We start from the raw sequence: 12,922 nt of genomic DNA on the forward strand, positions 1-12,922 counted from the left end.
TTGGATCTGCTCCAAGAGAGGGTCATTCCAGCGAGTCTAGACGAGACTAGGAATCTGATTACTGCTCGCTAGGAAATGACGATAACTTTCGCACTTCAAAGCACTCGGTGGGTAGATCCTGAATCACGTTCGTCCCTCGCTGTTCAGGATGACGGATGTTGGAAGATACATCGCTCGCCACAAAACCGATATTTGAGCAGCTCCAAGATAGGGTCATTCCAGCGAGTCTAGACGAGACTAGGAATCTGATTACAGCTCGCTAGGAAATGACGATAACTTTCGCACTTCAAAGCACTCGGTGGGTAGCTCCTGAATCACCTCGTCCCTCGTTGTTCAGGATGACGGATGTTGGAAGATATATTGCTCGCCACAACCCTAGGTATTGGATCTGCTCCAAGAGAGGGTCATTCCAGCGAGTCTAGACGAGACTAGGAATCTGATTACAGCTCGCTAGGAAATGACGATAACTTTAGAACTTCACAGCACTCGGTGAGTCGATCCTGAACCACGCTCGTTCCTCGATGTTCAGGGTGACCGTTTTAAATAAAAATGCCGCTCACAGTAAAGTGAGCGGCATACATTTCCCGTTTCCAGCCTCGGCCAGATTTAATTCAACTCCACGTTCTTCATCTCAGGATGCTTTAGCAATATCACACGAATCCAGTGATGCACCACCCACATCACCATCGCGGTGAGCAGAACAGCAACGAAAATCGAGCTGAAACGGTACAAGATCGAAAAGAACGCGTCTTTTTGTTCTGGCACCAATGAAGTCGTCAGCGGAACCGATAGGGCAGACATGGCAGAAAACGCGATAGCCGCTTTAATTTGCCCCTTTGTGAGCCACAAGCAGAATGGCCCCATTGCAATGGTAAAGGCGAGCCAAAAGAGTAGCCCATGCCCATACCAACTGCCCAATATCAGCTGAACAGCCATCCCTGCGATGCAGCCTAGTGCGGTGCCGATGATGCGAATTTTTGCCATGGCGAGCGAGCCCGCTAAAGTCATTGGGGTTAGGATGATCAAAATGGAAGCTTGTGCGGACAGCGAGTCATATAAGTCCGCTACTTGGAATACGATAAATGCCGCCATCGCCACTACCCAACCCATAGCAACTTGGCTGATGTAGTCAATATCGCTTTTTACTGGGGTCGACATCTCAATGTGCTCGGCGGGGGATTTTGGCTCCGGGAACAACCAATACGCGAATGCGCAAACAAAAATATTGCTGAACGCCATCACCCACATGTTGACGTTGAACTCTTCAATATCCATGAAGTTATAGCTGGCAAAATTCAACACAATTGAACCCACCAACAGCCCCATGTAACCAAACAAATAGGTTTTCTGGTTCATCATTGCAATGCACTTAAACAGCATCATGATTCCAACGGCTACGGTCATTAATGTTGGATGAAACTGCAAGTATTCCAGTAAAAATGTGGCTTGTATGGTTGTCCACACCGCAGAGAAAAACACGATCAATAAAGCCGCTAGGTTAAAGTGGTCCATTCTGCCCAATATAAACAGCGGCATCATGATGGCAAAAAATCCGTAAGACCAACCGAAGATCATGCTTAGCGCGAGCCCTAAAGAGCAGCCGAACCAAATTCGTAAGGTTTTCATTGTCGCCGCCTAGTAAATGAAGTGGAACCAGCTTGCGAGGTGAATCTGTGCTTGCGCCATCAACTGCCAGAAAATGCTGTTGTCTGGGTACAAAACAATGGTAGCGCGAGAGCCGACAAACAGTGCTGGTGGTAACTCTTCGCTGCTGGTTAGGTTCACTCGTGTACGCTGCGCATCACGTACCCAGCGGTTGTTCACTTCCACTTTGGTTAGTGCGCCATTAGGCGTTTGTTGTGCGGCTGCTACACCGTAATCGCGGCTAGCTAAATCAAAGTCGTACACCGAGCCTGGGTTGGCATCAAATGTGACCAAGGCGTGGAAAGTCTTGTCTATGTTCGCGACGGATTTTTCACGAAAATCAGCGGCTACCCAGAGTGATCCTGTTGGTACAAATGTCAGCAATGGCATGTTGGTGTTTGCCATCGTGCCAACTTCTAGTTGCAGGTTGGTCACGACACCATCACTGGGAGCGAGTACCGCGGTATTTGCCAAATCAAGTTGCGCCTTTTCGATGCCGTTTTTGGCAATTCGAACGGCGGTGCTTTGACCTTTTTGGTCGCCTAATTGCGCCTCAATGACTTTTAAGTTTTGTCGTTCCGCTTTAAGCGCTGCACGTGATACCTGATTTTGGGCAAAGGCATTATCGAGTGTCGATTGAGAGATGACTTTCTGCTTCGATAGTGTCAGTAAGCGGTTGTACTCGCGGTGTGCATTATCAAATGTCGCTCGTGCGCGGGCAATATTGGCAAGAGCGGCTTCGCGTTGAGAATACAGTGTTGCTTCTTTTTCATAGGCGGATTGCAGAGACAGCTCCGCCTGTTCAAGCGCTATCTTGTATTTACGATCATCAATCGTAAACAACACATCGCCTTTTTGAACGGACTGGTTATTCTCGATGAGAACGTCGGTCACTTTACCAGATACCTCGGGTGCGACTTGGACAACGTATCCTTGCACTCGTCCTTCGGTCGTTAAGGGGGCGTGGCGGTCAGCAATGATAATGTACAAAAATAGTACGATGAACAGGACAATCAAAGTTCGCATCCAGTGTTTGAATTTTTGGTCAGCCGTCATTACAAGTTCCGTTAAACATATTGGATAGCGGATTATAGAGAAGTCACTCACAATTCAGTAGAATGATAATACGAACATAAATGACCTAAAAATAGGACAATGAACGTTAATTTTGATGATATTTACCTATTCACTCAGACGGTGGTTCACGGCGGTATAAGTGCAGCGGCAGAGGCGAATCAACTACAACGCTCAAAAGTGAGTCGTCGTCTGCAAGAATTAGAGAAATCGCTCGGGGTACAGCTTTTGATTCGCACAACACGCAGCATTGAGTTGACGGAGCACGGGAAACGCTTGTTTGAGTTGGTGGGGCAGCCTATTGACCATATTCAGCAAGGTTTAAATGCCATGCACGAATATCAACAAGAGCTGACGGGCAAGGTGCGTTTAGCCATTCCTTCCGCATTGATGAGCTCTGCCGCGTTTAACGCGATCATCACTGAGTACACAACGCGGTATCCGGAGATTTCGGTCGAGATTGAAAACCATCAAGAGAGTGTCGATCTCAAGCGTCAATCGTTTGATTTACAGCTTCTTCCGAGCGTGGTCAAAGTCACCGATGACAGCTATGTGCAGTTCAGTCTTTTGCCTTATCGTAGTCACTTTGTTGCGTCAAAAGCCTATCTAGAATCGCATCCGCCAGTAAAAACGGTGGAAGATCTTAAGCAGCATCGCCTTTTAACTAATCGTTACAATGCCGATTTGCTCGATTCAGATCTGCATGTGGCGTTGCGTTCGGATGACCTCAACTTGCTGCGCTCGATGGCGATAGCAGGAAACGGCATCGCGTTTATTCCTCAAATTCATTCCAAGCCTGCACTGAGAGACGGTTTGTTGGTCGAGGTGCTGCCTCAATTCGCGCATCCGAAGCAGCATCTTACTCTGATTTATCCCTCGGCCTTATTTCTGCCCAATAAAGTCAAAGCCTTGATTGAACTAATTCGAGAGAAATTTAAATAGTCAGTTCAAACCACTCTTACCTAAGGGCAAATGTGTGAGCGAAGGTCATCTTTCTAGGTTTTATTGCTCTAACATGAAAGGGTTCTGATACATTAACTTTTGCTCAACTTGTTGAGTATGGTTTGTGGTCGCACAAGATAGGAGATGGAAATGTTATCGAAAGGAAACACGGGCCTGATTGTGGTGGATGTTCAGGGCAAACTCGCTACATTAATGCATGAAAGCGACGCACTGATTGAAAATATCACGAAACTGGTAAAGGGCGCCAAAGCACTAGATTTGCCTATTCTGTGGCTAGAACAGAATCCAGAAAGGTTGGGCCCAACCGCGGAGCCGATTCGTGAAGTGCTTGAAAGCACGCATTTACCTATTACCAAGTACACGTTTGATGGTTGCAAAGAGGCGACGTTTAAGGTCGCGGTGGAGAACGCGAAAGTTGATACCTGGTTGGTTTGCGGTATTGAATCCCACATTTGCGTCTATCAAACCGCGGTTTCTCTGCGCCAGTCCGGTTATCGCGTTGAATTAGTCACGGATTGTGTATCTTCCCGAACCGCTGCCAATAAAGCGCTCGCTCTTGCGAAGTTAACCGCTAACGGTGTGGTGCTCACTGGGTTAGAAATGTGTTTGTATGAAATGGTCGAAGATTGCCGAGCACCTGAATTCAAAGAAATTCTGGCGCTCATCAAATAGTGGAATCACTGTAATCAGCAACAACTTTATTTGAACACGCTATTCAGATTCTCGTTGATATCTTGGCAACATCGACTCGTTGCCAAGTAACCCGCCTTGGTGAATATAAATCACCGTTTTATCTGTGTTCTCTTCCAACCAAGGGGTGAGGCATTGCCACATATACGGGTCGTATAACAGGTCAAATTCGAGGTCGGTTTGCTCAAAGAGTGCTTTCCATGTGATGTAATCTTCTTCGTACAAGCGACCAAAATGGTGTTTGTTGCGCACGGTTAAAATGGTTGGGTGGCTGTTTTCACCGAGCTGGTTGAACTGCTCAGTTAAGTAATCTGCATCGCCTACGCAAGGGCAAGTTAGCACTTCTATGCCGTGTGGGCTTAAATGTTTATGAAGATATAAAGCCGTCGTGCCAGTACCTGATGGCAGGGCGACCGTAAACTGCTCTTTACCTCTCAATCGCGTCCAATCAAGAATTTCTCGTGCTAACTGTTTGATGCCAGCTTCAGCGAGGTGGGAACGTCCACCCTCTGGAATAAGCAATGTCGACTCATCTACTCTTCGTACCTGGTGGATGTATTCACTAGGGTGGAGTTCGCTACCGATGTCTTGCATGGCGGTGATTTTCATACCTAAATCGAGAGCGCCGCGATAGTTTCCGATGGGGGAGCTTTTTAGCCAAGATGGAATGTGATGAACATAAAACTCAAATGCCCAACCTTTAATCTGGGCGAGAGCCGCTAGCGAGTACATGGCATTAGATTGAGCGGAGCCAAAGCTTATTAACGTGGTGATGTCGGGATTTTGCTCTTCCATTAACGTCATAAACTTACGTGCTTTGTTCCCAGAAAAGTGGGAGTGGAGCATGTCGTCACGTTTAAGGAAAAATTTGCGCCCATTAAAGCTATGTTGGGTGATAGGACTTTCTGAGAGTTTCATGTCGATGCTGACGGAATAAACCGTGTCACCTTTGCCATTTATAAAGGGCGCGTAGTGTAACGCCATTAAACCCAGATAAAAAGTCTGGGTTTCAGGACTTCCATTTCGGTTATTCCTGATGTTTTGACGCGCTTTTACTGGGGCTGTAATGCAATGGCTCGCCTTTCTGCTTCAAGCCACGTACACTACGCCGCTTATTTCAACTCAATCAGAAGGCTTGGTTTTGCAAACTCTAGAACAATTAAAAACAGGACAATTAGTAGGAACGAAACAACTGAAGTTGGCAGAAGGGCTAACTGAGTTTCCTATGGAAATTTTAGAGCTTGCAGAAACGCTTGAAGTGTTAGATTTGTCTGGTAACGCACTGTCAGATTTACCACCAGAGTTGGAACAGTTGACCAAGCTAAAAATCATCTTTGCTTCCAACAACCAGTTCACCCATCTGCCAGAGGTCTTGGGTAAATTGCCAAACCTTGAGATGGTTGGGTTTAAAACCAACAAGATTAAAGTGGTGAGTGAAGCCTCACTACCAACTCAGTTACGTTGGTTGATTCTGACCGACAACGAGATTGAAGTTCTGCCAAACAGTCTGGGTGAAAGACCACGCCTAAGAAAGCTTGCATTGGCGGGCAATCGCATCAAACAACTGCCAAACAGCATGGAAAACTTGGTCAATTTAGAATTGATTCGTTTATCTGCGAACCAGTTAGAGCACTTCCCGGATGTGTTGATGAAGCTGCCTAAATTGGCATGGTTTGCTTTCGCAGGTAACCCATTCTGCAAACACCCATCTTCGTTAGACAGTGTGCCGAAAGTGACGACAAACAGTTACTCGCTTAATCATGTTCTTGGCCAAGGTGCGAGTGGTGTGATTTCTCATGCTAACTGGACTGACGCTCAATACGACTTCCCGAATGAAGTGGCGGTGAAAGTGTTCAAGGGCGAAGTGACCAGCGACGGCTACCCACATGATGAACTTGAAGCATGTTTGCAAGCCGGGCATCACAACAACTTGGTGAAATCCATCGCGCAAGTGGATGACGGTAATGAGCTTGCTTTGGTGATGGAGCTGATCCCAAACTGTTACTACAACTTGGGTTTGCCACCAACGTTGGAAACTTGCACCCGAGATACATTCCCACAAGGTTTTACGTTGACGGTCGAGCAAGTCAATTCCATTGTTGAGCAGATGGTGGACGTGTTTAATCACCTGCACGACAACAAGGTGTGCCATGGCGATTTGTATGCGCACAATACTTTGGTTAATGAGCAAGGTGAGATGATCTTCGGCGATTTTGGCGCGGCGAGCATTTACGGTTACTTATCGGACGAACAGCAAGCGGCAATCCGAACCATTGAATCTAGAGCGTTGAAGTACTTTATCGAAGATATGTTTTCTGTGTGTGAGGCGTCGGAATCGGCATCGCAAGCATTCAATCGACTAGCAGCGCTTGCAGCATAAGATTTCATTCAATCGAAATTAAAAAGAGGTATCGAATTGCTCGTTTGATACTTAGCAAAGTAGATACCTCTCAATTGAATTAGGCGCTGAGGAAGTTACTCTGATCAAGCCTCTTGATGCTCTGACGCAAGATCAATTACTGCCTCACATCCACCTTCTGGATGTGTACCAATCTTAAATTGCCAGCCATAGCGTTGGCACAAATCGTCCACAATCATCAAACCTAATCCGTGCCCATCAGAATGTGGAATGGTCGAAAAGCCTTCACCTTCATCGCGCACCGAGATGGTGTTTTCATCCATGCTGATATGAATTGATCCCGATGGTGTCGCGGCGATGCCGTTGCGAATCAAGTTACCAAGAATAATGGTCAACACGGCATTGGTTGCGCGCGTTCTTGGGTTGCCGTCGATCTGTACATCAAAATTGAGTGCTTTCTCATCCGCCTGAGCTTGGCTTTGGAAGATGATTTGGTTGAGTTCTTCTTCGGTGATGCTGCGCACTGGTGAATCATCTGCATTACGCTCGTAACGCACTAAGCCGAGTAGGGCATCCACCATAGTCGACATTTGCTGCGTCGCATCTTGAATTCGGTTCACTTGGCGGGTTTGGAAATCCGTGTTCGCACTTCTCGCCAATAAGCTACTTGAGCCTTTCATCACGGTTAACGGTGTACGCAGTTCATGGCTTGCGTATCGTGCAAAGGCTTGCTCACGCTTGATGACTTGGTTGATTTTGTGGCGATACTCATTCAACTCATCCGCGAGGGTTTGGAACTCTTTGGCTGATCCCTCTGGCACGCTAAAAGTCTGCGTAGCATCGCCTTGGTGATGATCGAGTTGAGTTTTAAGCGCATTGACGGGTTCAATCAAGCGCTGTGATAAACGCAGCAACAGACTGCCAAATAGGAACACCAGGACGGCGACAATGGACAACACCATAGCAACGACGAGAATGAATTCCTCTGAGGTGATCTCGATTTCATCAATCAAGGAAACCAGAATCACAGGATGTTCAACGCCTTTGTAGGTGTAAGTGCTCATGTAAACCATGCGCGAGTATTCACCGTCTTCTACTTCATCAAGAAAGTGCTTTTGACCAATCAGGTATTTTTGGTAGCGCTCGGCAACCAATGAGATGTCGTTGTATGCAGTGGTGAGCAGGTCAAGCTGAATACTGCCTTGCTCTGGGTGGGACTGGAAATGTTCAATCGCTTCTTTTTTGTCGACCATAATACGACGCTCGCCGACACGGTCTTCAGACCAAAGCAGGGAGCCGGTAATCAACAAAAAGCAGAAGATGCCAATCACGACCGACACAAAAGAGAAAAACAGAGCGAGTCGCCCTGTCATACTTTGTGTGCTTTGCGTGCTAGCAAGTAAGCGATTGATCATGCAACTGTCTCCAAGCGGAAGCCAACTTTCGGCACGGTGATCAGCACATGTTGTTCAAATGGCTTATCAAGTTGGTTGCGAAGTTGGTAAATGTGGCTGCGCAGAACGTCGTTGTTCGGCTCGTTCTCTTGCCATAGTTGGAAGGCGATTTCTTCACGTGTTACTACGTCTGGCGCGCTTTTCACAAGCATTTCCAGAATGGTGTAAGTGGTGGGGTTTAGCGCCAACAGTTTATCTTGGCGGTAAGCTTTACGCGTTTTTTGGTCGATAGAGACTTCGCCATATTCCAACTTGCTCGACGCGACAGTGCCGCGGTAACGGCGGATCAGTGCCATCATGCGCGCTTCAAGAATATCCAGATCGAAAGGCTTGGTCAGATAGTCGTCCGCACCGTGTTGGAAGCCTTTTAGCATATCGTCACGGCTATCGAGTGCTGTCAGCATAAGCACTGGTGTGTTGTTGCCCGCATCTCGAAGTTTATTGCACATGGTCAGGCCATCCATGCGTGGCAGCATGAGGTCGAGCAAGATGATGTCGAAGGTGTTTTCCATCGCTAGTTTCAGGCCGAGCTCACCGTTGTCTGCATAATCGAGTTCCATACCTGCACACTCAAAATAATCGAACAGCATGCCTGCGATTTCTCGATTATCTTCGACTAAAAGTACGCGTTTCATGTATTTCTCTCCAAGTGGGCGGGTTTTCGAAAATAAGACTTCGTCTTAACCGAACATTATTCACTAAGAACGTGAAAAAGATGTCAACAACATCTCTTTCACATTGATGTTTGTAGACTGGATCCATTCATCGGATTTAGTGGAAGAGTAGCATGTCAACCTTCAACATTCACGCTGCAACCTTTTCAAAGGTGAGCCAACACACTGAGCCTAAAACAGTTTTGTCTGTTGTGGTGCCATTCTTTAACGAGCGAGAAGTCTTGCCAGAATTTCATCGTCGTTTAGCCGCCGTTTTGGATGAAATGCCAGAACGCTGTGAAATCGTCTATGTCGACGATGGCAGCAAAGATGACAGCCTAATGATCGCGCAAAACTTTTCTCAATCTTCTAGCGACGTTCGTTGTATTGCATTAAGCCGAAACTTCGGCAAAGAGTCCGCCATGAGTGCGGGGCTGGAACACTGCCAAGGTGAAGCGGTGATCGTGATTGATGCTGACTTGCAAGACCCGCCGGAGTTAATCCCGCAAATGGTATCAAAATGGCGTGAAGGGTATGACGTGGTGAACATGCAGCGCAGTGAACGCCACGGCGAAACTTGGTTCAAACGCTTCTCTGCCGCTTGCTTTTACAAAGTGCTGAATAGCATGGCGAAATTAGAGGTGCCAGAGAACGTGGGCGATTTCCGTCTACTGAGCGCAAAAGTGGTTAAACACATCAATGCGCTACCAGAGCGTAACCGATACATGAAAGGCATCTTTTCTTGGCCGGGTTTCAAGCAAGTGACGGTTCAGTTTGAGCGTGACGCTCGTTTCTGTGGTGAAACCAAATGGAACTACCTCAAGCTGATTGGCCTTGCAATGGACGGCATTACCTCGTTTTCCATTCGTCCTTTGCGCTTAGCGACACTTGCCGGTGCATTGGTGGCGTTCAGTGCCTTTATCTATGGCGCATTCATAGTGATGAAAACTGTTGTGTTTGGTGAGCCTGTCACTGGCTACCCATCCATGATGGTCGTCCAACTTGCCTTGGGCGGTGTGCAACTGCTGTCGATTGGCCTTTTGGGCGAATACATTGGCCGCATTTTTGTCGAGACTAAGCAACGTCCTCTTTATCTTGTTCAGTCTGTTTACGAGCAGCCTGCAAAACATCAATCCATCCAAACCATGAAGTTTAAACTTGGAGAAACCGCGTAATCATGAGTATTAATAAAACCCATCTGTGGTTGTTGTTGGCGTTTGCTCTTTTACTCCGTCTTATTTCACTTGCCGCTTACCCCTTGATGGATACCACGGAAGCCCGCTACGGCGAAATGGCGCGCTTAATGGTGGAAACCGGCAATTGGCTTACCCCACAGTTTGATTACGGCGTGCCTTTTTGGGGGAAGCCACCGCTGTTCACTTGGATGAGTGCTTATGGCATTGAGCTGTTTGGATTGAATGAATTTGCAGTGCGCGCGCCTCATTGGTTAGCGGGTGTTGCGACGATTGTTTTTGTTGCTTTCATGGCGCATCGCGCTGGCTTTAATGCAGTCATCGCAGCGTTGGTACTGGCGACGTGTGGCATCTTTTCAATTGCTGCGGGTGCGGTGATGACAGACATGGCGCTGACGTTGGCAATGACGATGGCGATGGTCGGCTTTTACTACTGCTGGCTTGGCAAAGACAAACACAGCCGATTGTGGGGTTACCTCGGTTTCTTTGGTTTGGCTTGTGGATTATTAGCAAAAGGTCCAGTGGCGATCGTGATCATGGGCATCGCAGTGTTTCCTTGGCTTGTGATTCAGCATGGTTTCTTCGGTGCCTTCAAAGCCTTGTGGCAGCGTTTTCCAATTGTATCGGGTTTGGCGCTTATGCTGGCGATTGCTCTGCCTTGGTACATCATGGCAGAAATGGCGACGCCTGGATTTATTGATTACTTCATTGTTGGCGAGCACTTCAAGCGTTTTGTTGTCAGCGGTTGGGAAGGGGACCTGTATGGCTCTGCTCATGATCAACCACGTGGGATGATCTGGGTATTCTGGCTGCAATCGGCTGCGCCTTGGTCAATTGTATTGCCTATCTTGGCTTGGAAACGTCGTAAGGTACTCAAAGCTATTGAAACCGATCATCAAGGTTTATTTAGCTTCCTGATGTGTTGGCTGATTTCTCCAATGATCTTGTTCACCATGGCTGGGAATATTCTGCCTGCTTACGTATTACCGGGTGTGCCTGCGTTGGGTATTTTGATTGCAATGCTGGTGGATAAACACGATTTCAAATGGTTGACCGGAACGGCAGCGGTGTTGCCAGCCCTGCTTATGATTGCGATGTTGGTTTTGAATATGGGCAAAGCAGATAGCCGCAGCGACCGTATAATCTTCGCGCAAATTAATGACAACGCTCCGGTCTTTTACATTGGTAAGCGCCCGTTCTCAGGTCAGTTCTATAGTCATGGTCAGGCGAAAAAGCTTGAAGATAAGAATGACTTAAACAATCTGAAGAAATTCCACCTGATTGGTAAATCGCAGCAAGTGGATAGCATGATTCATGAAAATGCGTTGAGTTGTACCAATGAGTTCACAGCAAAATCGAAACGCTCACTCTACACCTGTGTGGTTGGATAACGGAATGCGCAAATTACCAAAATTTGCTTCGCTGGAAAGGTTTGCTTCGTTAACAAGGTTTGCTCTGGTAGGTGGTGTCGGCTTTATGGTCGACACCATTATCTTTTCTGTGTTGTTCCATTGGCTTGGTCTGGAGTTGATGCTGGCTCGTGGGATAGCATTTTTGTTTGCGGCAACCACGACTTGGCTTGGCAATCGCTGGCTGACTTTCTCTCAAGCAGAAAAAACCAACCCTTTCGCTCAATGGCAAAAATTTATGGCGAGTGCCTGTATCAGTGCTTTGCCGAACTTTATTGTGTTCAAAGGCGTAACGCTCTCGTTAGGGACGCAAGGGGTGATGGTCTATTTGGCTTTGATATTAGGCATATTGGCAGGCATGGTAAGTAACTATTTACTCAGTGCAAAATGGGTGTTTAGTTGAGGATAGAAGGTTCGGGCTTACTCTCCTATCCTCGAGTTAAAAATTCGTTATTTGAACCAATTTTTCTTTTTGTACATCAGAGTAAACCTAAAGCTTTTCATGGGGGGATGTAAAAAGGTAAACAAGCCAAGGTTTATACCTTGGCTGCCGTTAGTTCAGATTTTGATTTTTCAATCTCAGATTCCGTTTGCCACTTGCCGTCGTAAAGGTATTCACGTTCTGGGAGCGGGGCTTTTGAAGCTCTTAAATCAAATACCTCATCGGTTTGATATTCTTTATAACAAACTGGCGTGCCAAACAGTCTAGCCTCTGGCTTAGCTTCAAATAGCTTTTTGTGGTCGGCGACTTCCGTACAGTCAAGCTTATATTCTGTAGCTAGCTGATTGACCATAGACTCTAAGTCAGACACGGTTTTGAAAAATACGTAATAGTGGAATCGGTTGTGTAAGCGTGAAATCTTAGTATGTTCTATATTAATATATTCGCATGTGTCATGCTTAAAAAAGAACTTAATTACTTTTCTTTTCTTATTGTAATCAGCAAAGAGCCAGTCTTCACGTTCTCCGATTCTTACTTCTGTTGGTTCATCAGGCTTGCGTTTAAGCATACCAAATGAAACCAATATAAAGCCACCGGCTCCGACAAGAACCATCGGTCCAGCAACTCCAACCATCACGACACAAACTATTGCTCCAATCCAGCCCATGACTTGAGCCGCGGAGTTTACCCAATTCGGTAAATTACGTCGTTTTTTTATGACTAACCCGCGATCGGAGAAGGTGTAATCATACCGATTGTCCAAACCAAATGTCAGATAAGACACACCAGACATGATTATCGTCAGCCCCGATAAAATGTAAGTTAAGATCATTTCACTACTATCATGTAGGAAATAGGTAAGGAAAAATAATGGACTGACAGCAGCTATAGCAATTGATAGGTATAAGTATCGAAAAGGCTCTTCAATATCGTGCTTATGCCAGACTGTCAGATTCATCCCGTTAAGAATTTTTTGCTCCTGCTCTTCTTGGTATGCTGAAAATTCTTCTGGGGTAATATAGAAAGGTAAATAAGCCAAAG

At 46.5% G+C, this 12,922-nt stretch carries 12 protein-coding genes; 6 read left to right on the forward strand and 6 right to left on the reverse strand.

Features of this window, described 5'->3' with window-relative positions; translation table 11 throughout:
• Positions 1-606 precede the first annotated feature (606 nt).
• Positions 607-1,626, reverse strand: coding sequence for a DUF2955 domain-containing protein (locus tag R8N46_RS11155; protein ID WP_213972427.1), 1,020 nt, complete (start codon positions 1,624-1,626; stop codon positions 607-609).
• 9 nt (positions 1,627-1,635) lie between these two features.
• Positions 1,636-2,700, reverse strand: a complete 1,065-nt coding sequence (locus tag R8N46_RS11160) for an HlyD family secretion protein (protein ID WP_017820498.1) — start codon at positions 2,698-2,700, stop codon at positions 1,636-1,638.
• A gap of 99 nt (positions 2,701-2,799) precedes the next feature.
• Here R8N46_RS11160 and R8N46_RS11165 point away from each other — a divergent pair, with 99 nt between their 5' ends.
• Entirely contained in the window at positions 2,800-3,660 is an 861-nt protein-coding gene (locus R8N46_RS11165) for a LysR family transcriptional regulator (protein WP_017634710.1), read from the forward strand.
• A gap of 150 nt (positions 3,661-3,810) precedes the next feature.
• The gene (locus tag R8N46_RS11170; RefSeq protein ID WP_005457944.1) at positions 3,811-4,353 is read left to right on the forward strand and encodes a hydrolase; all 543 of its coding nucleotides are present in this window, start codon (positions 3,811-3,813) and stop codon (positions 4,351-4,353) included.
• Between the two features lie 39 nt (positions 4,354-4,392).
• On the opposite strand, the gene R8N46_RS11175 is transcribed toward R8N46_RS11170, so the two are convergent.
• Positions 4,393-5,289, reverse strand: a complete 897-nt coding sequence (locus R8N46_RS11175) for a 1-aminocyclopropane-1-carboxylate deaminase/D-cysteine desulfhydrase (protein WP_318098465.1) — start codon at positions 5,287-5,289, stop codon at positions 4,393-4,395.
• 223 nt (positions 5,290-5,512) lie between these two features.
• Between R8N46_RS11175 and R8N46_RS11180 the strand changes: the two genes are divergently transcribed.
• The gene (locus R8N46_RS11180; RefSeq protein ID WP_064354152.1) at positions 5,513-6,751 is read left to right on the forward strand and encodes a leucine-rich repeat-containing protein kinase family protein; all 1,239 of its coding nucleotides are present in this window, start codon (positions 5,513-5,515) and stop codon (positions 6,749-6,751) included.
• Positions 6,752-6,855: 104 nt separating this feature from the next.
• Here R8N46_RS11180 and R8N46_RS11185 read toward each other — a convergent pair whose 3' ends face one another.
• Together R8N46_RS11185 and R8N46_RS11190 are read right to left on the reverse strand one after the other, a co-directional pair.
• Positions 6,856-8,145, reverse strand: a complete 1,290-nt coding sequence (locus R8N46_RS11185; RefSeq protein ID WP_213972428.1) for a sensor histidine kinase — start codon at positions 8,143-8,145, stop codon at positions 6,856-6,858.
• Positions 8,142-8,819 (reverse strand): response regulator transcription factor, encoded by a 678-nt coding sequence (locus R8N46_RS11190; protein ID WP_020197905.1) that lies wholly within the window; start codon positions 8,817-8,819, stop codon positions 8,142-8,144. The genes R8N46_RS11185 and R8N46_RS11190 overlap by 4 nt, the downstream gene beginning before the upstream one ends.
• Positions 8,820-8,971: 152 nt before the next feature.
• Here R8N46_RS11190 and R8N46_RS11195 point away from each other — a divergent pair, with 152 nt between their 5' ends.
• From R8N46_RS11195 to R8N46_RS11205, 3 genes are read left to right on the forward strand one after another with little or no spacing between them, the layout of a single operon-like run.
• Positions 8,972-10,012: a glycosyltransferase family 2 protein gene (locus tag R8N46_RS11195; protein WP_213972429.1), complete on the forward strand. Its 1,041-nt coding sequence runs from the start codon at positions 8,972-8,974 to the stop codon at positions 10,010-10,012.
• A 2-nt stretch (positions 10,013-10,014) separates the two neighbouring features.
• Positions 10,015-11,421, forward strand: a complete 1,407-nt coding sequence (locus R8N46_RS11200; protein ID WP_045412049.1) for an ArnT family glycosyltransferase — start codon at positions 10,015-10,017, stop codon at positions 11,419-11,421.
• A 4-nt stretch (positions 11,422-11,425) separates the two neighbouring features.
• Entirely contained in the window at positions 11,426-11,842 is a 417-nt protein-coding gene (locus tag R8N46_RS11205) for a GtrA family protein (RefSeq protein ID WP_213972430.1), read from the forward strand.
• 133 nt (positions 11,843-11,975) lie between these two features.
• Here the strand turns inward: R8N46_RS11205 and R8N46_RS11210 are convergent, their stop codons facing one another.
• Positions 11,976-12,920: a hypothetical protein gene (locus tag R8N46_RS11210; protein WP_213972431.1), complete on the reverse strand. Its 945-nt coding sequence runs from the start codon at positions 12,918-12,920 to the stop codon at positions 11,976-11,978.
• Positions 12,921-12,922: the final 2 nt, after the last annotated feature.

Source organism: Vibrio sp. 1874, assembly GCF_033344395.1.
Lineage (GTDB): Bacteria > Pseudomonadota > Gammaproteobacteria > Enterobacterales > Vibrionaceae > Vibrio > Vibrio alginolyticus.